Annotated in this window: 15 protein-coding genes; 6 read left to right on the top strand and 9 right to left on the bottom strand. The window is 74.8% G+C overall.

Annotation, left to right across the window (positions count from 1 at the left end):
- Positions 1 to 147: 147 nt before the first annotated feature.
- The 3 genes from NFX44_RS09600 to NFX44_RS09590 all read left to right on the top strand — a co-directional run bounded on the left by NFX44_RS09600 (position 148) and on the right by NFX44_RS09590 (position 4,053).
- Positions 148 to 1,962, top strand: coding sequence for a PspC domain-containing protein (locus tag NFX44_RS09600; protein ID WP_262283125.1), 1,815 nt, complete (start codon positions 148 to 150; stop codon positions 1,960 to 1,962).
- Complete coding sequence (locus tag NFX44_RS09595) at positions 1,959 to 2,633, top strand: hypothetical protein (protein ID WP_262283179.1); 675 nt, start codon at positions 1,959 to 1,961, stop codon at positions 2,631 to 2,633. Before NFX44_RS09600 ends, NFX44_RS09595 begins: the two co-directional genes overlap by 4 nt.
- A 172-nt stretch (positions 2,634 to 2,805) precedes the next feature.
- Positions 2,806 to 4,053, top strand: a complete 1,248-nt coding sequence (locus NFX44_RS09590; RefSeq protein ID WP_262283124.1) for a phosphatidylserine decarboxylase — start codon at positions 2,806 to 2,808, stop codon at positions 4,051 to 4,053.
- A gap of 55 nt (positions 4,054 to 4,108) precedes the next feature.
- Here the strand turns inward: NFX44_RS09590 and NFX44_RS09585 are convergent, their stop codons facing one another.
- The 3 genes from NFX44_RS09585 to NFX44_RS09575 form a co-directional block, all read right to left on the bottom strand.
- Positions 4,109 to 5,020, bottom strand: coding sequence for a phosphatidylcholine/phosphatidylserine synthase (locus NFX44_RS09585; protein WP_262283123.1), 912 nt, complete (start codon positions 5,018 to 5,020; stop codon positions 4,109 to 4,111).
- A 345-nt stretch (positions 5,021 to 5,365) separates the two neighbouring features.
- Positions 5,366 to 6,277 carry an NUDIX hydrolase gene (locus NFX44_RS09580; RefSeq protein WP_262283176.1) on the bottom strand — a complete coding sequence of 304 codons (912 nt, stop codon included), beginning with the start codon at positions 6,275 to 6,277 and terminating at the stop codon, positions 5,366 to 5,368.
- A gap of 161 nt (positions 6,278 to 6,438) precedes the next feature.
- The gene (locus NFX44_RS09575; protein WP_262283122.1) at positions 6,439 to 7,386 is read right to left on the bottom strand and encodes an NUDIX hydrolase; all 948 of its coding nucleotides are present in this window, start codon (positions 7,384 to 7,386) and stop codon (positions 6,439 to 6,441) included.
- A gap of 144 nt (positions 7,387 to 7,530) precedes the next feature.
- Between NFX44_RS09575 and NFX44_RS09570 the strand changes: the two genes are divergently transcribed.
- A complete protein-coding gene (locus tag NFX44_RS09570) occupies positions 7,531 to 7,929 on the top strand; it encodes a PspC domain-containing protein (protein ID WP_262283121.1) in 399 nt (132 codons plus the stop codon).
- A 7-nt stretch (positions 7,930 to 7,936) separates the two neighbouring features.
- On the opposite strand, the gene guaA is transcribed toward NFX44_RS09570, so the two are convergent.
- On the bottom strand, positions 7,937 to 9,490 hold the full coding sequence (gene guaA / locus NFX44_RS09565; RefSeq protein WP_262283120.1) for a glutamine-hydrolyzing GMP synthase: 1,554 nt from the start codon (positions 9,488 to 9,490) through the stop codon (positions 7,937 to 7,939).
- 69 nt (positions 9,491 to 9,559) lie between these two features.
- Positions 9,560 to 11,257, bottom strand: coding sequence for an FAD-dependent oxidoreductase (locus NFX44_RS09560; protein WP_262283119.1), 1,698 nt, complete (start codon positions 11,255 to 11,257; stop codon positions 9,560 to 9,562).
- 145 nt (positions 11,258 to 11,402) lie between these two features.
- On the opposite strand from NFX44_RS09560, the gene NFX44_RS09555 reads away from it, so the two are divergent.
- Positions 11,403 to 12,515 (top strand): LCP family protein, encoded by a 1,113-nt coding sequence (locus tag NFX44_RS09555; RefSeq protein ID WP_262283118.1) that lies wholly within the window; start codon positions 11,403 to 11,405, stop codon positions 12,513 to 12,515.
- A 1-nt stretch (position 12,516) separates the two neighbouring features.
- Here NFX44_RS09555 and NFX44_RS09550 read toward each other — a convergent pair whose 3' ends face one another.
- From NFX44_RS09550 to guaB, 4 genes are all read right to left on the bottom strand, one after another.
- Entirely contained in the window at positions 12,517 to 13,974 is a 1,458-nt protein-coding gene (locus tag NFX44_RS09550; protein WP_262283117.1) for a M1 family metallopeptidase, read from the bottom strand.
- 89 nt (positions 13,975 to 14,063) lie between these two features.
- Positions 14,064 to 15,458, bottom strand: coding sequence for a M1 family metallopeptidase (locus NFX44_RS09545; RefSeq protein WP_262283116.1), 1,395 nt, complete (start codon positions 15,456 to 15,458; stop codon positions 14,064 to 14,066).
- Positions 15,459 to 15,530: 72 nt separating this feature from the next.
- Positions 15,531 to 16,649, bottom strand: a complete 1,119-nt coding sequence (locus NFX44_RS09540; RefSeq protein ID WP_262283115.1) for a GuaB3 family IMP dehydrogenase-related protein — start codon at positions 16,647 to 16,649, stop codon at positions 15,531 to 15,533.
- Between the two features lie 29 nt (positions 16,650 to 16,678).
- Complete coding sequence (guaB, locus tag NFX44_RS09535; RefSeq protein ID WP_262283114.1) at positions 16,679 to 18,241, bottom strand: IMP dehydrogenase; 1,563 nt, start codon at positions 18,239 to 18,241, stop codon at positions 16,679 to 16,681.
- A 198-nt stretch (positions 18,242 to 18,439) separates the two neighbouring features.
- Here guaB and NFX44_RS09530 point away from each other — a divergent pair, with 198 nt between their 5' ends.
- Positions 18,440 to 18,844 (top strand): DUF5319 domain-containing protein, encoded by a 405-nt coding sequence (locus NFX44_RS09530; RefSeq protein WP_151465105.1) that lies wholly within the window; start codon positions 18,440 to 18,442, stop codon positions 18,842 to 18,844.
- Positions 18,845 to 18,852: the final 8 nt, after the last annotated feature.

Raw genomic sequence — 18,852 nt, 5'->3', positions numbered from 1 at the left:
GGCGGCGGCCGACGAACCGATCGTCACACGTCCGGACCGCCCCGGACCACGGGGACGCCCCGGACATCCTCGGCCCCGGGATCTCAGGGTGGGGTCAGGGTCGGGTCCTGAGGACGCTCGGGCGGCCCGGGCAGCAGGATCGGAGTCATGACCGAGGACGCTGCCCGTCCGCCCCGCCCCGGGGCGGCAGCACAGGACGGGCCACCGCCACCCCCGCCGGGGCCGGCGCCCACCGCCGCCGACGCCACGGCGCCCCCGCCGTTCGGATCCACCCCGCCACCGGGCCCGCCGCCCGCCGGCGGCACGCCGTTCGCCGACCCGCCACCCACCGGGTACGCCCCACCGCCCGGCGCCGCCGGTTTCACCTCCCGGTACGGGCTGGTCCGCCCCCGGGAGGGCCGCTACCTGGCCGGCGTCTGCGCGGCGATCGGCCGGGCCACCAACACCGACCCGGTGCTGTGGCGGGTGCTCCTGGCCGTGCTGGGCTTCTTCGGCGGCATCGGCCTCCTGGTCTACGTCACCGCGTGGCTGATCATCCCCGGCGAGGGAGACACCGCCTCGCCGGTGGAGTCGATGCTCGGCCGCGGCCGGTCCAGCATGTCCCCGATCACCGTGATCGTGCTCAGCATCGTGGTCGCGGTCGGCTTCGGCTACGTCGTCACCAACGGTTTCCGGGCGATCCTGCTCGGCGCGGTGATCCTGATCGGCGGCGCGCTGCTGCTCAACCGCGACCAGCGCGGCCCGGCCACCCGGGCGGCGGCACCCGGCGCGCCCCCCGGCCCGCCGCCGGGTCCGGTCCCGCCGGTGGCCTGGCCGGCGCCGCCGGCCGCCGCGCCCGCTCCCGACGTCCCGGCCGCCGCCGGGCCGGTCGCGCCCGCCACCGCGTCGGCGCCCTGGCCCGGCACGCCGGCCGCGCCGCCGTGGCCGAACGAGCCGGCCGAGGCCGCGGCAGCGCCGTGGTCCGGCGAACAGCCGGTCACCGCCCCGCCGGCCGCCCGGCCCGAGCCGGGATACCCGCCCGCGCCGGTGTCCGCCGCCGGCTGGCCGGCGACGAGCGTCGCCCGGCCCGCCTGGTCCGAGCCGGAGCCCACCGTGGCGCGGCCGCCGGCCGTCCCGGACAGCCGGGCCGGCGAGGCGTGGCCCGGCACGGAGGCGGCGGCGTGGTCGGCCGCGCCGACGAGCGGCCGTCCCTACGCCGAGCCCGTCGCCGTGCCGCCGCCCGCCCCGGTGGGCGCGCCACTGCCGCCGGGCGGCTACCGGCCGCCGTTCGCCCCGCACGGCCCGTACGCCGGGTCGACCCCGCCCGCCCCGCCCGCGCCGGCCCGCCCGGCCCGGCCGCCGAAGCGGCCGAAGGAGCGCTCCGCGCTCGGCGCGGTCACGTTCTCGCTGATCTTCCTGGCGCTGGGCGTGGTGGCGATGTTCGACCTGCTCGACGTGTTCCCGGTCGGCGCGGCCGGCTACTTCGCCGCGGTGCTGGCCACCATCGGGCTCGGGCTGCTCGTGGGCACCTGGTTCGGCCGGGCCCGCTGGCTGATCGCACTCGGTCTGGTGACCGCGGCGGCGCTGGGCATCGCCACCGTCGCCGACTCCTACGACCGGGTCCGCGGGATCGACGGGAACGTCACCTGGGCCCCGGCCGACTACCGGGACCTGGCCGACCGGTACGAGAACAACTTCGGCGACGCCGTCCTCGACCTGCGGGCGGTCGACTTCGACAAGAAGGACACCCAGGTGACCGTCGAGGTCAACTTCGGCAAGGCGACGGTGGTCGTGCCGCCGAACGTCGACGTCACCACGGTGGCCGACGTGAACGCAGGTGACGCCACCGTCTTCGGCCGGCGGACCGGCGGGCTGAACGGCCGCCAGTGGGAGAACACCGACCTCGGGCCGGACGGCCGCGGCGGAGGCACGCTGCGTCTGCTGGTCCATGTGAACGCCGGAAACCTGGAGGTGACCCGGTGAAGGCTCACCGCACCGACATCGTGTCGTTCGCCTTCGGGCTGGCCTTTCTCGGGCTGTCCGCCTGGTGGCTGCTGGCCCGGATCCTCGGGCTGGCGCTGCCCCCGGTGGGCTGGTTCCTGGCCGGCGCGCTGATCCTGATCGGACTGCTCGGCCTGGTCGGCGCGTTGCGCTCGGGCCGGCACACCGAGCCGCCAGCGGCGGAGACGACGGTGTCCGCCCCCTACGAGACCGGCACGCCGGCCGGCGGGGCCGGCGCACCAACGACCGAGGAGGCGGACGAGTGGGCCACGGACGCCGTGACCGACGCGCCGCTCGCGGCCCGGGAGGACCGTCCCTTCGACGCCGAGCCCCGCTGGTCGCCGGGCGAGCCGGCGACCCGCGAGCTGTCCCCGGTCGAGCCGGCGCCGGAGAGACGGGTGGATCCCGTGACCCGCGAACTGCCCGCCGCGACCGGGGAGCGGGACGGCAGCACCGAGCCGGCAACCCGCGAGCTGCCGGACGCGACCGACGGCCGGGACGGCACGGTCGAGCCGGCGACCCGCGAGCTGCCGGCCGCGACGGAGGGCCCGGACGGCACGGCCGGACCGGCCACCCGTGAACTGCCGGCCGTCGACGACGCGGCGGACCGGCCGGGGGGCGGCCCGCGTACCGGCGGGGACGGGCCGGGCTGACCGCGACGGTGCGGGTGGCCGGCGGCGCCGCCTATGCTGGCTGGTGGAGATCTCGCCTCCGCCGGCCGGCCCACCCGTGGCGCCCCGGTCGCGGCCGGGGCGCCCGGTCGGCCGGGTCGCCCGGGTCGGCACCGCCGCCTTCCGTCTCTACCTCGTCAGGAGCCCGTCCGAGATGACCCAGTCCCCCGCCGTGCGCGTCACCGGTCCCGCCGGTGCGGTCCGCGTCGGCGAGCGCGCCGCCCGCACCCTCGTCAGTGAGTTCGCCCGGCGTAACGACGCGAAGGCCGGCCTGCTGGTCGGCGCCACCCCGGAGTCCGCGGTGCTGGCCGCGGCGATCGAGGCGCTGCTCCCCGGCGACCGGCTCACGGTCGTGCCGGCGGAGGGCGCCTCCGCGGCGGCGCTCCGCGCGCACGTGACGGCCCAGGGCCGCTGGGTGGCCGACCGGGTACGCGTGGTCGACACCCTCGCCGAGGCGGACGCCGCCGCGGTGGTGATCGCGGCCGAGGCGTTCACCGGCACCGCCGAGGAGGCCCGCACCGCCGTCGACGGGCTGACGAAGTACCTCGCCGAGGGGGCCGTGCTGAGCGTGGCCGCGCCCCTGTTCCGCACCGAGGGCGCCGGGGCCGAGCTGGACCGGCAGGGGGTGCTGCACGGCGTCCGCACCGACCTGGTGCTGCGCAACTCCTCGCCGGTACGCGTGCACCACCTGCGCTCCACCCCGGCGCCGGCCGCGCTGGCCGCGTCGCTGTCCCCGGCGTACCGGCCGTCGAGCGTGCCGCTGACCCGGAGCATGCACATCGACTCCAACGGCGTGGCTGCGGCCGGCATCACCCTCGGGCTGGCCGCGCTGGCCCGGGCCGCCCGGCCGAAGTCGAAGCTCTGGCTGCTGCCGGCGCTGGCCGCCGCCCCGGTGGCCGCGTTCTTCCGCGACCCGGAGCGGGACGTGCCGGAGGACCCGTCGGCCGTGGTCGCCTCGGCGGACGGTCAGGTGCTGTCGGTGCAGCGGCTGCACGACGAGCGCTTCGGCGAGGGCGAGTGGCTGCGGATCGCGGTCTTCCTGTCCGTGCTGGACGTGCACGTCAACCGCTCGCCGGTGGCCGGCAAGGTGGTGGACTACTTCGTCGCCGACGGCGGCTTCGTCAACGCCATGAAGCCGGACGCCGAGCACAACGTGGCCGCGTACACGGTGCTGGACACCGACCACGGCACGGTGGTGGTGGCGCAGCGGACCGGGCTGATCGCCCGCCGGATCGTGCAGCGGGCGCCGGTCGGCGCGCTGCTGGCCCGGGGCGAGCGCTTCGGCCTGATCCGGTTCGGCTCGCGCACCGACGTCTACCTGCCGGCCGAGGCCGCCGAGCCGCTGGTCGGCCCGGGCGACAAGGTGGTCGGCGGGTCGACGGTCATCGCCCGCTGGAGCTGATCCGGGAACGCGAAAAGGGGCGCCGCGGTAGCGGCGCCCCTTTGCGTGCTGCGGGTCAGGCGGTGTGGCGCTGGCGCAGCCAGAGCACCGGGCCGCTGACCAGGTAGCCCACCACCACGAGGGCGAAGGTGAGCCGGATGTCGACAAGCGCGCCGACCACCGGGGCCAGCCAGAGCCACGGCGGCAGCTTCACCAGCCGGGCGAGCTTCGCGTAGGGGAAGCTGGAGACCATGGCGAAGGCGAGCAGCGCCACGCCGGCGACCATGACCAGCCCGGAGACCGGCACCCCGATCGCCACGGTCAGGGCCAGCACGGCAGCCGCCATGGTGGTCGGCACGCCGCAGAAGAACCGGCCGTCCTTGGGCGAGACGTTGAACCGGGCGAGCCGGATGGCGGCGCAGGCCGCCACCAGGGCGCAGGCGACCGCGGCGGCCGCCGGTGGCACCGAGCCGGCCAGCGAGGCGTAGACCACGACCGGCGCCGCGAGGCCGAAGGAGCACATGTCGGCCAGTGAGTCCATCTGCGCGCCGAACGGGCTGGCCACGTTGAGCTTGCGGGCCAGCGCCCCGTCGAGGCCGTCGAACGCGACGCAGGCGATCAGGCAGAGCGCCGCGATCCGGACCTCGCCCTGCATGGCCAGGAAGATCGCCAGCATGCCGAGCACGAGGCTGCTCAGTGTGCAGGCGTTGACCAGCGCGAACTTCGCCCGCCGGGCGGCGGTGCGCTCGCCCGGCAGCAGCGGGATCGACATGGCCGGCGACTCGTCGACCGGCGTGGCCGGGCCGAGCGCCGGGCTGACCGGCATCACGGCTTCGACCTCGGCTTCGTACCGCCCGTAGCGGCGGCGCTGGCGGTCGGACCAGCGGTGGTCGGGGGTGACCAGGTCGGTCCCGGTGACGGCGGCGCCGTCCCGGCGGCCCACCCGGACCAGCAGCACCTGGCGGGCGAACGTACTGCTGCGGCGCAACCGGCCCGCCCAGCGACGCCCTGCGGGGCGCGGACTGTCAGTCGTACGACGCCGGCGCCATGGGGCTCTCGGCACGTTTCCTCCATCACCGGATCGGGTGACCGCCACGCGGGCGGGTGTCCGGCTGTCTCGTGCCGGACCTTTCGGGCCCGGCAGCCCATTTGCGGAGTACACCATTGCACAGGGGATAGGGGGTTGGCGATAGCTGCCGGCGGTACTTATAACTCTCTTAACCGCACGAACCGCTCAGTCATTCCCATCTCGGGCCTCATCGCCCGTTTTCGTCGGCCAATCCCTGCCACCGACTGTACCGGAGGAGGCCCATGCGGGCTCGGTGAGCGGGCGTCAGCTACCCCGTTGTCCGGTTGCCCGGGCCGCCACCTCGGTCATCCGCAGGCCCCTGACCTGGTCCGGCGCGAACCAGGCAGCGCGCGCGGTGGACCCTCCCGCGAGCTCGGTCACCACGGCCTCGGTCGGGGCGTCCACCCGGACCCGATAGATGACCCGTACGCCGTGCCAGTCCAACGGCCGCCCCTCCGGGCCGAGCGCGGCCGGGTTGTGCATGTTGTCCACGGCCAGCAGATCGACCACCCGGCCGAGCTGGCCGGCCTCCTCGACCAGCTCGCGGAGCAGGCCGGCGGCGGGCTGCTCGCCGTGGTCGGTGCCGCCGCCGGGAAGGTGCCATTTCCCGGCACCCGGGTAGCCGTCGGCGATCATGGTGAGCAGCACGCGCCCGGCCGGGTCGGTGACCAGCCCGTACGCGGCGAAGCGCTGCCGCCGGTCGGCGGCCGGGGCGGCCGGCGCGGGCGGCAGCGCCCGGGACAGGCCCGCCGACAGGGGCGACACCGGCACTCCGAGCAGCTCGGCGGTGAACGGCATGAGCGGCATGGCCGCCGCCTCGTCCGGGGTGAACCAGCCCAGCTCGTCGCTGCCGCCGGCCGGCTCCGGGCGGAGCTCACCGCCACGCGCCTCGACGTCGAAGATCAGCCGGTCGGTGTGCACGGCGACGCCGTCGGACGGGAAGGCGGCCACGTCGGCGACCGCGGCCCGGATCGCGCCCGCCGCGACGATCAGCCCGGTCTCCTCGGCGAACTCGCGCTCGACGGCCCGCGCCGGATGCTCGGCGTGCTCGATCCCGCCCCCCGGCAGCTGCCACACCCCCGGAAACGGACCGGCCTCCGACCTCCGCGCCAGCAGCACCCGCCCGCCCCGGTCCCGCAGCACCCCGTACGCCCCGATCCGCCGCCGCTCCTCCACCGCTCCCGCACCCACTCCCCACCCGCCAACGCCGTCGATCATGAGGTTAGCGGCACCGGGACGGACATTTCACACCGTTAACCTCATGATCAACGGCGCGAGGCGGGCGGTGCGGGCGGGCGGTGCGGTGCGGTGCGGTGCGGGGTGGGGGTAGGGGGTGGTCAGATGAGGTGGGCGGCGTGGACCGCTTCGGCCGTCACCTCGGTGAGGCGGTCGGTGGGGAGGGCGCCCAGTTCCTCGCGGCGGAACCAGCGGGCCTCGCAGGTGGAGCCGCCGACGTCGGCCACGGTGGGCGGGGCGGGCTGGTCGACGACCACCCGGTAGAAGGCGCGCACGCCGTGCCAGTCGATCGGGTAGCCCTCCGGGCCGAGCGAGGCGGCGTCCCGGTGGCTGGCCACCCCGAGCAGCTCGACCAGGCGGCCGGTCTGCCCGGTCTCCTCCACCAGCTCCCGGATCAGCGCGGCGCCCGGCTGCTCGCCGTAGTCGGTGCCGCCGCCGGGCAGGTGCCAGCAGCCGGCGCCCGGGTAGCCGTCGGAGACCCGGGTGAGCAGCACCCGCTCCTCCGGGTCGGTCACCACGGCGTACGCGGCGAAGCGCTGCGCCCGGTGCAGCCCGTCGGGACCGGGGACGGCGTAGAACGAGGGGAACTCGGGCACCTCCTCCGGCACGATGTCGTCGGTGGAGGTGGGCAGGCCCAGGGCGCGCGCCGCGAACGAGCGCAGCGGCAGCTCCCGGGCCTCGTCGAGGGTGAACCAGCGGGCCAGGTCGGTGGGGCGGTCGACCCGGTCGGCGAGCGTCCCGCCCCGCAGCGAGACCGTGTAGAGCAGCCGGTCGGTGTGGATCGTGATGCCGCGCTCGGGGAGCGCCCGCATGTCGGCGAGGACGTCCTGGAGGGCGGCGACGGCGACCGAGAGGCCGGTCTCGGCGGCGGTCTCCCGGACGACGGTGTGCTTGGGGTCCTCACCGTGGTCGACCGCCCCGCCGGGCAGCGACCACGTGCCGGGGGTGCCGGAGCGCTCCGATGCGCGGACCAGCAACACTCGGCCGTCTGAATCTGCACAAACTGCGTATGCCGCGATCCTGCGGAGCGGCTCCAGCAAGGTGGTCACGGGAGCAAATTCTCCCCGGCTGCGGTTACCCGCATCGAAAAGAGTCAGATTCCTGACTCTTCGCTGGTGCCTCAGGGACGCGTCAGGGTAGGAGTCCGGGCGGTCACCGAGGTCGCCCGCCGGACCGCGGGGGACCGTGGAGACATGACCTCCACGAACCCCTCCCAGGCCCCGTACAAGCAGCTCCGCCGGCCGGTCACCGACCGGATGCTCGCCGGCGTGGCCAGCGGCCTCGGCCGCTACTTCGCCGTCGACCCCACCCTCGTGCGGGTGGCCTTCGCGGTCGCCACCCTGCTCACCGGCGGGATCGCCGCGCTGGCGTACCCGATCATGTGGTTCCTGATGCCCGAGGAGCCGGCGGGCGCGCCCGCGTGGCCGCATCCCCCGGGCACCGCGCCCGGCTGGCCGCCGGTCCCGCCGACGACCCCGGGCCCGTACGCGGCGCCGGCCCCGCCGACGACCCCGGACCCGTACGCGGCGCCGGGCACGCCCGAGCCGTCGCCCCGGCCGGCGCCTCAGCCGCCGGCGCCGCCCGCGGCCTGAGCCGGCGTCACTCCCACTCGATGGTGCCCGGCGGCTTGCTGGTCACGTCCAGGACCACCCGGTTGACCTCGGCGACCTCGTTCGTGATCCGGGTGGAGATCCGGGCCACCACCTCGTAGGGCAGCCGGGACCAGTCGGCGGTCATCGCGTCCTCGCTGGAGACCGGGCGCAGCACCACGGGATGCCCGTAGCTGCGCCCGTCGCCCTGCACGCCGACGCTGCGCACGTCGGCCAGCAGCACCACCGGGAACTGCCAGACGCCCCGGTCCAGGCCGGCCGCGGTGAGCTCCTGCCGGGCGATCAGGTCGGCCTTGCGGAGCACGGCGAGGCGCTCCTCGTCGACCGCGCCGATGATCCGGATGGCGAGGCCCGGGCCGGGGAACGGGTGCCGCCAGACCATCGCCTCGGGCAGCCCCAGCTCCAGGCCGAGCGCCCGCACCTCGTCCTTGAACAGCGTGCGCAGCGGCTCGACCAGGGCGAACTTCAGGTCCTCCGGCAGCCCGCCGACGTTGTGGTGGCTCTTGATGTTGGCGGTGCCGGTGCCGCCGCCGGACTCCACCACGTCGGGGTAGAGGGTGCCCTGCACCAGGAACTCGACGTCGCCATGTGCGGCGATCTCCCGGGCGGCGGCCTCGAAGACCCGGATGAACTCCCGGCCGATGATCTTGCGCTTCTGCTCGGGGTCGGTCACCCCGGCGAGGGCGCCGAGGAACCGCTCGCGGGCGTCGACCACCTTGAGCTTGATGCCGGTGGCCGCCACGTAGTCCTTCTCCACCTGCTCGGCCTCGCCGGCGCGGAGCAGGCCGTGGTCGACGAAGACGCAGGTGAGCTGGTCGCCGACGGCCTTGTGCACCAGCGCCGCGGCGACCGCCGAGTCGACGCCGCCGGACAGGCCGCAGATGACCTCCTTGTCGCCGACCTGCGCCCGGATCCGGGCCACCTGCTCGTCGATGATGTTCTCGGGCGTCCAGGTCGGCGCGATGCCGGCGATGTCGTGCAGGAAGCGGGCCAGCATCTCCTGGCCGTGCGCGGTGTGCCCGACCTCCGGGTGGAACTGCACCCCGGCCCGGCGGCCGGCCAGGTCCTCGAACGCGGCGACCGGCGCGCCCGCCGACTCGGCGGTGACCGTGAAGCCGGCCGGCGCCTCGGTGACGCAGTCGCCGTGGCTCATCCACACCGGCAGGTCGTCGGGGAGGTCGCGGAGCAGCACACCGGCCTCCGGGCGGGCGTGCAGCGGGGTGCCGCCGTACTCGCGGTTGCCGGTGTGCGCCACGGTGCCGCCGAGCGCCTGCGCCATGGCCTGGAAGCCGTAGCAGATGCCGAACACCGGGACGCCGGCGTCGAACATCCCGGCGTCGATCTGCGGGGCTTCCGGCGCGTAGACGCTGGACGGGCCGCCGGACAGGATGATCGCGGCCGGATCCTTCGCCAGCATCTCGGACACCGGCATGGAGTGCGGGACGATTTCCGAGTAGACCTTCGCCTCGCGGACGCGGCGCGCGATGAGCTGGGCGTACTGGGCTCCGAAGTCCACCACGAGGACGGGGCGAGGCGTGCTCATGTGCAGCAACCCTACCGACAGTCACCGCCGGAGCGAGCCGCGCCCCGGTGTGTCGCGCGCCGCGTCCGCTCAGGGACGCAGCGCGGCGGGCGCGTGCGCCGGGACAGCGGGCTGCTCCGGGGCCACCGGGGCGAGCCGGCGGTAGGGCGCGCCGAGCGGCGGTCGGGGGTCCTCGTCCCCCTTGTTGGGCCAGAACGACATGGCCCGCTCGGCCTGCGCCGTGATGGTCAGCGACGGGTTCACGCCGAGGTTCGCCGAGACCGCCGCGCCGTCCACCACGTGCAGCCCCGGGTGGCCGTGCACCCGGTGGTACGGGTCGATCACCCCGCGCTCCGGGCTGTCGCCGATCACCGCGCCGCCCAGGATGTGCGCGGTCATCGGGATGTTGAACGGCTCGGTGACCGCCCCGCCCGGCGTCCCGTCGATCTCCTCGGCCAGCAGCCGGACCGCCTCGTTGCCGGCCGGGATCCAGGTCGGGTTGGGCGCGCCGTGCCCCGGGCCGGAGACCAGCCGGCGGCCGAACCGGCCGCGCCGGTAGCGGGTGGTGAGCGAGTTGTCGACCGACTGCATGACCAGCGCGATGACGGTGCGCTCGGACCAGCCGCGCACCGAGAGCATCCGGGCGGCCAGGCCGGGCTGCCGGACGATGCTGCCCAGCCAGCGCCGGATCCGGTGCGGGCCCCCGTCGACCAGCAGCGACTGGAGCAGCCCCATGGCGTTGGAGCCCTTGCCGTAGCGGACCGGCTCGATGTGGGTCTGCGGGTCGGGGTGGAACGAGCTGGTGATCGCCACCCCCTCGGTGAAGTCCAGGCCGCGCCGCCGGGCCTGGCCGGGCCCGACCGACGCCCCGAGGATGGCCTCCGAGTTGGTGCGGGTCAGCTCGCCGAGCCGGGGTGACAGGTGGGGCAGCGCCCCGGTCGCCTTCATCTCGTGCAGCAGCCGCTGGGTGCCCAGCGCGCCGGCGGCGAAGACCACCTGGTCGGCGTGGATCACCTGGCGGCGCTTGCGCACCCAGGCGCCGGTGCGCTCGGTGTGCACGGCGTAGCCGCCCCCCGCGGCGGGGCGTACCGCCGTCACGGTGGTCAGCGGGTGGACCTGCGCGCCGAGCCGCTCGGCCAGCCAGAGGTAGTTCTTGACCAGGGTGTTCTTCGCGCCGTGCCGGCAGCCGGTCATGCACGAGCCGCAGTGGCTGCACCCCGTCCGGTCCGGCCCCACCCCGCCGAAGTACGGGTCGGGCACGCGCTCGCCGGGGCGGCCGATGTGCACGCCCACCGGCGTCGAGTGGAACGTGTGCCCCACCCCCATCCGCTCGGCCACCGCCCGCATGGCCCGGTCCGCCCCGGTGTGCAGCGGGTACGTGGTGACGCCGAGCATCCGCTTCGCCTGGTCGTAGTGGCGGGCCAGTTCGTCGCGCCAGTCGGTGATGTCCCGCCACTGCGGGTCGGCGTAGAAGGCGTCGAGCGGCTCGTAGAGCGTGTTCGCGTAGACCAGCGAGCCGCCACCCACGCCGGCGCCGGCGAGCACCAGCACCCCGCCGCCGGCCTTCCGGTCGGCGGAGCGGAGCAGGGTGATCCGCTGGAGGCCGTAGCAGCCGAGCTTCGGGGCCCACAGGAAGCGGCTCGCCTGCCAGGAGGTGCGGGGGAACTCGTCGTCGGCGAAGCGCCGGCCGGCCTCCAGGACCCCGACGGTGTAACCCTTCTCGGCCAGCCGCAGCGCGGTGACGCTGCCGCCGAAACCCGACCCGATGACGACCACGTCGTACCGCATGCACGCATCATTACCGACCGGTAGCTATAGCGCCAGCGAGAGTTTTTCGCAGATCATGCAGAGCGCTCGATCACACGGGATTCCCGCCCGGGCAACCGACGGCCCTCCGTCGCGCGTCGAATGGAAGACGGGGAAGGAGACCACGATGACGCGTCGACGGTTGCTGCTGGGGCTGGCCGCCCTGGTGGCCGTGATGCTGGTCGCCGCCGGCGCGGTGGTGACCACCCGGCTGGTCTCCCGCCCGTCGCCGGGCCCGGTCGCCGGGCCGGGCACGCCGAGCCCGTCCACCGCCGCCCCGACCACCCCGGCCCCGGTGACCTCCAGCCCCACCCCGCCGCCCGGCGCCGACCTCAAGGGGCCACTCAACCTCCTGCTGGTCGGCGTGGACACCCGGGTCAGCGTGCCGGGCTGGGAACCGCACGCCGACGCCGTGCTGGTGCTGCACGTGCCGGCCGGGCTGGGCCGCGCGTACCTCTTCTCGCTCCCCCGCGACCTGGTGGTCGACATCCCGGCCTACCCGAAGGCCGGCTACCCGGGCGGCCGGACCAAGCTCACCCACGCGATGAGCTACGGCAGCCGGGTCCCCGCCGACAAGAAGCACCCCAGCACGGCCCAGGGGTACGAGCTGCTGCGCACGACGGTCAGCCGGTACACCGGGCTGCGCATCGACGCCGGCGCGGTGATCACCTTCGGCGGGTTCGACAAGCTGGTCGACACCCTCGGCGGCGTGGACCTCTACGTCGACCAGCGGGTCGCCTCGATCCACCGCCGGCCCGACGGGCGCTACCGGGACCGGACCGGCAGCACCTACACCGGGCCGCAGATGGTCTACCAGCCGGGCAACCGGCACCTGACCGGCTGGCAGGCCCTCGACTACGCCCGCCAGCGCTACACGGCCGGCGGCGACTACACCCGGCAGCGGCACCAGCAGCAGCTCATCCGGGCGCTGGCCCGGAAGATCCTCGACCAGGGGGTGGCCCGCGACCCGGACCGGGTCGAGCAGGTGGCCGGCGCGCTGGGCAAGACCCTGGTGTACGTCGGCGGCGGCCGCCGGCTGGTCGACTTCGCGTACGCCCTGGGTGGCCTGCCGGCGGAGAAGTTCGTCCTGGTCGGCCTCCCCGGCGAAGGCGTGGGCAGCGGCGCGTCCTACCGGGGCGAGCAGCTGCGCCCGACGGGCCGCCAGTTCCTCGTCGCCCTGCGCGGCGGCAGCGCCGACGCCTACCTGGCCGCGCACCCCTCGCTGCGGGTGAAGAGCTGATTCACAGCGGCTTCGGGGCCGGCGGGCGTTCGGTGCCGTAGAGCCAGGCGTCGAAGAGCTTGCCGAGCTTCTTGCCAGAGACCCGCTCGGCGAGCGCCACGAACTCCTCGGTGGTGGCGTTGCCGTGCTTCTTCTCCGCCGCCCAGGTGCGCAGGACGGTGAAGAAAGCACTGTCGCCGATCGCCACCCGCAGCGCGTGCACGGCCATCCCGCCCCGCTCGTAGACCGACCGGCCGAACAGGTTCGCCACCCCCGGCCGGCCCGGCGGCGTACGCCAGACCTGGCTCGACGCGGTCGCGTACTTCTGCTCGAAGGTGTGCTGGACGGTGGACTCCCCGGCGTGCTCGGCCCACAGCCACTCGGCGTACGTGGCCATGCCCTCGTTGAGCCAGATGTCCTGCCAGCGCTGGACGGAGACGCTGTCGCCGTACCACTGGTGGGCCAGCTCGTGCGCGACCACGCCGGTGTTGTCGCCCTGCCGGAAGAACCCGGCCGAGTAGACCGGCCGGCCCTGCGTCTCCAGCGCGTACCGGATCCGGTCGTCGGCGACCACCACGCCGCCGTACGCCTCGAACGGGTACGGCCCGAAGATGCTCTCCAGGTAGTCGGCCACCTCGACGGTCCGCGCGATCGACCGGTCGGGCGCGCCCTCGGCCACCTGCTTGGTGACCGCGCTGTACACCGGCCGTCCCTTGTGCTCGCCGGTGGTGATCCGGAACTTCCCGATCGCCACCGTGGTCAGGTAGCTGGCCATCGGGGCGCCCTCGGACCAGCGCCAGGTGGTCCAGTCGCCCTTGGTGCTCCGCCCCTTCGGGACCCCGTTGCTGACCGCGGTGAGCCCCTTCGGCACGGTGATCTCGAAGTCGTAGGTGGCCTTGTCGGAGGGGTGGTCGTTGACCGGGTACCAGGTGCTCGCCGACTCCGGCTGGCCGAGTGCGATCGCCCCGTCGGCGGTGTGCAGCCAGCCGCCCTCGCCGAGCACGTCGTTCTCCAGCGCGGCCGGCTGGCCGTCGTACCGGACCTCGGCGACGAAGCCGTTGCCCGAGGTGAGGCCGGTGGCCGGGGTGACGACCAGCTCGTCGCCGGTGCGGCTGTGGCCGGCCTTCGCCCCGTCCACGCTGACCGACCGCACCGTCAGCCCGGCCAGGTCCAGGTTGAACGCCGACAGGTTGGCGGTCGCCGTGGCCCGCAGCGTGGTGGTGCCGGTGAGCCTGTCGGTCGCCGGGTCGTAGCGCACCTGCACCGTGTAGTGGGCCACGTCGTAGCCGCCGTTGCCGTAGCTCGGGAAGTAGGGGTCGCCGGCGCCCGGCGCGCCGGGGGCGAAGCTGCGCTCGGCCGTCGGGCTGGGCGAGGTGGGGTCCGGCGTCGCCCGGTCCGGTTCGGTCGCACCGCAGCCGGCGAGCAGCAACCCTCCACAGAGCAGCAGCCCGAGCCGTCGTCGTCCGCCGCGCCGCGCCATCGCCTCGATCCCTCCCGGAACAGAACCGTCGCGGCCCTGCCCGGGCCGCTCCGCCCGCGGCAGCCTACCCAGGATCGATCACGTCCGCGTCACGGCAGGGCCGGCCGGCTCGCCCCGATCAGCCAGGCGTCGAAGAGGGGCCGCAGGGGCTTCCCGGCGGTCCGCTCGGCGTACCCGATGAAGTCGGCGGTGGTGGCGGTGCCGTTCCGGCGTTCGGCCAGCCAGCCGCGCAGGACGCGGAAGAACGTCGCGTCGCCGACGGCGCGGCGCAGCGCGTGCACGGCCAGCGCGCCGCGCTGGTAGACCGCGTCGCCGAACATCGCGGCGCGGCCCGGGTCCACCGAGGGCCTGCTCCAGTCGGTGACCGCGTAGCGGTCGGCGAAGGCCCGCTCGACGGTGCGCCCGCCGTCGTGCTCCGCCCAGAGCCATTCCGCGTACGTGGCGAAGCCCTCGTTGAGCCAGAGGTCGCTCCACCGGGCCACCGAGACGCTGTCGCCGAACCACTGGTGGGCCAGCTCGTGCGCGACGACCTCGGTGTTCGGGCCGGCACCCCGGAAGAAGCCGGGCCCGTAGACCGGCCGGGACTGGGTCTCCAGCGCGTACCGGATCCGGTCGTCGGCCACCACGATCCCGCCGTACGCGTCGAACGGGTACGGCCCGAAGCGGCCGGCCAGGAAGTCGGCGATCTCGCCGGTGCGGGCCACCGAGGCGGCGGCCGGCCCGTCGGCGGGCAGCTTGCCGGCGACGGCGGTGACGATCGGCTTGCCGGCGTGCGTGCCGGTCCGGACCCGGTAGTCGCCGATCACCAGGGTGGACAGGTAACTGGCCATCGGCGCGCCCTCGGACCAGCGCCAGGTGGTCCAGCCGCCGCTGCTCTCCGACCCCTTCGGCACCCCGTTGCTCAGCGCGGCGAGCCCGGCCGGGACGGTCACCTCGATCTCGTAGGTGGCCTTGTCGGAGGGGTGGTCGTTGACCGGGTACCAGGTGCTCGCCGACTCCGGCTGGCCCAGCGCGATCGCCCCGTCCCCGGTGGCCTGGAAGCCGCCGTCGCCCAGCTCGGTGCTGGGCAGTGGCTCCGGCACCCCGCCGTACGTCACCTCGACGGTGAACCGCTGCCCGGCCGGCAGGCCGTGCGGCGGGGTGACGATCAGTTCGGCCCCGTCGCGCCGGTGCTTCGCCGGGGCGCCGTCGACGCGTACCCGGTCGACGGTCAGGCCGGCCAGGTCGAGCTGGAACCGGGACAGCGCCATCGTGGCGGTGGCGGTCAGGACCGCCTCGCCGGCGAGGCGGTCGTCGGCCGGGTCGTAGCGGACCTTCAGCGCGTAGTGCCCGACGTCGTAGCCGCCGTTGCCGGACCCCGGCACGTACGGGTCGCCCGCGTCCGCCGCGCCCGGGCGGAACCGCCCGTCGTTGTCCCCGGTGCAGCCGCCGGCCAGCACCGCGACGGCGAGCACCGCCGCGCCCCACCGCCGGCCCCGCGTCATCCGCCGAGCCTAGACGCGCGACGGCGCGGGTGGGACCGGATCGCCCACCCGCGCCGCCGGTCGCTCACACGGTCAGCGGTCGAGGACCAGGCCGACCTTCTGGAACTCCTTGAGGTCGCGGTAGCCGCACTTGGCCATCGCGCGGCGCAGCCCGCCGAAGAGGTTGAGCTGGCCGTCCGGCTCGTCGGCCGGGCCGAACAGCAGCTTCTCCATCGAGCCGAGCGGCTCACCGGCCACCTCGAACGCGCCGCGCGGCAGGGACGGGTGGCTGGCGGCCGAGTGCCACCAGGCGCCGCCGGCCGGGGCCTCCTCGCAGAGCGACAGCGGCTCACCGAGCATCACGGCGTCCGCGCCGCAGCCCAGCGCCTTGGCGATGTCGCCGGAGGTCTGCATGTCGCCGTCGGCGATGAGGTGCACGTACCGGCCGCCGGTCTCGTCGAGGTAGTCGCGGCGGGCCGCGGCGGCGTCGGCGATCGCGGTGGCCATCGGCACCCGGATGCCGAGCACCGACTCGGTGGTGGACCAGTCGTCGCCGCCGATGCCGACGATCACGCCGGCCGCGCCGGTGCGCATCAGGTGCAGCGCCGTCTTGTAGTCGGTGCAACCGCCGACGATGACCGGCAGGTCGAGGTCGGCGATGAACTCCTTGAGGTTCAGCGGCTCGTCGGTGGTGGAGACGTGCTCGGCGGAGACGATGGTGCCCTGGATGACCAGGATGTCCACGCCGGCGTCGAGGATCACCGGGGCGAGCGCCAGGGTGTGCTGCGGGGAGACCCGGACGGCCACCGTGCCGCCGCCGTCGCGCAGCTCGCGGACTCGCTCGGCGATCAGGTCGGGGCGGATCGGCTCCGCGTAGACCTCCTGGAGCCGCTTGGTGGCCCGGGCGTCCTCGCCCAGGCCGGACAGCTCCTCCAGCACCTTGGCCGGGTTCTCGTAGCGGGTCCAGAGGCCCTCGACGTTGAGCACGCCGAGGCCGCCGAGCTGGCCGAGCCGCACCGCCGAGGCCGGGCTCATGGTCGCGTCGGAGGGGTGCCCGACGCAGGGGATGCCGAACTGGTAGGCGTCGAGCTGCCACGCCGTGGAGACGTCGTCGACGTCCCGGGTGCGGCGGCTCGGCACGATGGCGATCTCGTCAAGGTGGTAGCCGCGCTGCGCGGTCTTGCCCAGCCCGATCTCGACCACGTCACGCATGGGGACTCCAGGTGGTTGGGGGTGGTGGGTCAGCGGGTGTGGTAGTTGGGCGCCTCGACGGTCATCTGGATGTCGTGCGGGTGGCTCTCCTTGAGGCCCGCCGCGGTGATCCGGATGAGCTGGCCGCGCCGGTGGAGCTCGGGGATGCTCTCGGCGCCGGAGTACCCCATCGCCAGCCGCAACCCGCCGACGAGCTGGTGGGCGACCTGGGCGAGCGGCCCCCGGTACGGCACCTGGCCCTCGACGCCCTCGGGGACCAGCTTCTCGTCGCTGGTCACGTCCTGCTGGAAGTAGCGGTCCTTGGAGTACGACTTGGCCTGGCCGCGGGACTGCATGGCGCCGAGCGAGCCCATCCCCCGGTAGGCCTTGTACTGCTTGCCGTTGATGAAGAGCAGCTCGCCCGGGCTCTCCTCGCAGCCGGCGAGCAGGCCGCCCAGCATCACCGTGTCGGCGCCGGCCACCAGGGCCTTGGCGATGTCCCCGGAGTACTGGATGCCGCCGTCGCCGATCACCGGCACCCCGGCCGGACGGGCGGCCCGGGCGGCCTCCATGATCGCGGTGATCTGCGGTACGCCGACCCCGGCGACGATCCGGGTGGTGCAGATGGCACCCGGGCCGACGCCCACCTTCACGCCGTCCGCCCCCGCGTCGACAAGGGCCTTGGCGCCCGCGTAGGTGGCGACGTTGCCGCCGACGATGTCGATGGCGACGTCCTTCTTGAGCCGGGCGACCATCTCCAGCACGGCCCGCTGGTGGCCGTGCGCGGTGTCCACGATCACCACGTCGACGCCCGCGTCGACCAGGGTGCGGGCCCGCTTGTACGCGTCCTCGCCCACACCGATGGCGGCGGCCACCCGGAGCCGGCCGGCCTCGTCCTTGGTGGCCTCCGGGTACTGCTCGCTCTTGGTGAAGTCCTTGACCGTGATCAGCCCGCGCAGCTTCCCGGACTCGTCGACGATCGGCAGCTTCTCGACCTTGTGTTGGCGCAACAGGGCCAGCGCCTCGTCCTTGCCGACGCCGACGCGGGCGGTGATCAGCGGGGTCCGGGTCATGATCTCGCGGACCGGGGTGGCCGGGTCGGAGACGAAGCGCATGTCCCGGTTGGTGACGATGCCGACCAGCTGGCCCTGCCCGTCGACCACCGGGACGCCCGAGATGCGGTAGCGCCCGCACAGCGCGTCGACCTCGCGGAGGGTGTCGTCCGGGCTGGCGGTCACCGGGTTGGTGATCATGCCGGACTCGGAGCGCTTGACCAGGTCGACCTGGAGGGCCTGGTCCTCGACGGAGAGGTTGCGGTGCAGCACGCCGATGCCGCCCTGGCGGGCCATGGCGATCGCCATCCGCGCCTCGGTGACGGTGTCCATCGCGCTGGACAGCAGCGGGATGGTCAGCTCGACGTTGCGCGTGAGCTGGGTGCGGGTGTTCACCCGGCTCGGCACCACGTCCGACTCGCCCGGCTGGAGAAGCACGTCGTCGAAGGTCAGCCCGAGCGGCACCACCCGGGCCGAGCCGGCGGGCAGCTCGGGCAGATGGCCGCCCAGCTCACCGCCGTCGCGGCCGGCCGGGATCTCGGTGCTGGGCGAATTCTCCACGATTGCTCCCCTGAGCTGGTCGGACGGGCTGCAGCGAGGCGGCGCCGCGCGGGCACCGGCGCACGCCGGCAAGACGGCGCGTCGCTTCATCGTACCCATTGACCTGGGCGGCCCCCGGCAGCGGCGGGCCCGGGTCGGCGGCGCCACAGGGAGTCGCCGGGGCGGACTTTCCGGCGCGACGGGGACTACGGTGAGGGGGTGCACGACGAGCCCATCGACCCGTTCAACGGCGACCCGGCCGATCCGGCTGCCGGTCTGCACGACCCGCGCGAGGACGACCCGCTCGACCCGCTGACCGAGATCGAGCGGCAGGACGTCCTCGAGGATCTTGCCGACCTGGAGATCTACCAGGCCCTGCTCCAGCCGATCGGCGTCCGCGGCCTGGTCATCGAGTGCGAGGACTGCCGCGAGCCGCACTACTTCGACTGGGATCTCCTCCGCGGCAACCTGCGCCACCTGCTCGACTCGGGGCGGCCCCGGGTGCACGAGCCGGCCTACGACCCGGATCCGGACCACTACGTGAGCTGGGACTACGCCCGCGGCTACGCCGACGGCGTGCACGACACCCTCACCGAGGGCACGGACGACTCCGCCGAGGAGTGAGCGGCCGG

Origin of the sequence: Micromonospora sp. MA102 (assembly GCF_025460765.1) — a bacterium.
GTDB lineage: Bacteria > Actinomycetota > Actinomycetes > Mycobacteriales > Micromonosporaceae > Micromonospora > Micromonospora halotolerans.
Note: the sequence above shows the minus strand (reverse complement) of the source record. Positions and strands in the feature narration are given on the sequence as shown.

Coding starts and splice junctions, on each gene's coding strand:
- NFX44_RS09600 (WP_262283125.1), top strand. CDS start 148: ATGACCGAGGACGCTGCCCGTCCGCCCCGCCCCGGGGCGGCAGCACAG.
- NFX44_RS09590 (WP_262283124.1), top strand. CDS start 2,806: ATGACCCAGTCCCCCGCCGTGCGCGTCACCGGTCCCGCCGGTGCGGTC.
- NFX44_RS09570 (WP_262283121.1), top strand. CDS start 7,531: ATGACCTCCACGAACCCCTCCCAGGCCCCGTACAAGCAGCTCCGCCGG.
- guaA (WP_262283120.1), bottom strand. CDS start 9,490: ATGAGCACGCCTCGCCCCGTCCTCGTGGTGGACTTCGGAGCCCAGTAC.
- NFX44_RS09560 (WP_262283119.1), bottom strand. CDS start 11,257: ATGCGGTACGACGTGGTCGTCATCGGGTCGGGTTTCGGCGGCAGCGTC.
- NFX44_RS09555 (WP_262283118.1), top strand. CDS start 11,403: ATGACGCGTCGACGGTTGCTGCTGGGGCTGGCCGCCCTGGTGGCCGTG.
- NFX44_RS09550 (WP_262283117.1), bottom strand. CDS start 13,974: ATGGCGCGGCGCGGCGGACGACGACGGCTCGGGCTGCTGCTCTGTGGA.
- NFX44_RS09545 (WP_262283116.1), bottom strand. CDS start 15,458: ATGACGCGGGGCCGGCGGTGGGGCGCGGCGGTGCTCGCCGTCGCGGTG.
- NFX44_RS09540 (WP_262283115.1), bottom strand. CDS start 16,649: ATGCGTGACGTGGTCGAGATCGGGCTGGGCAAGACCGCGCAGCGCGGC.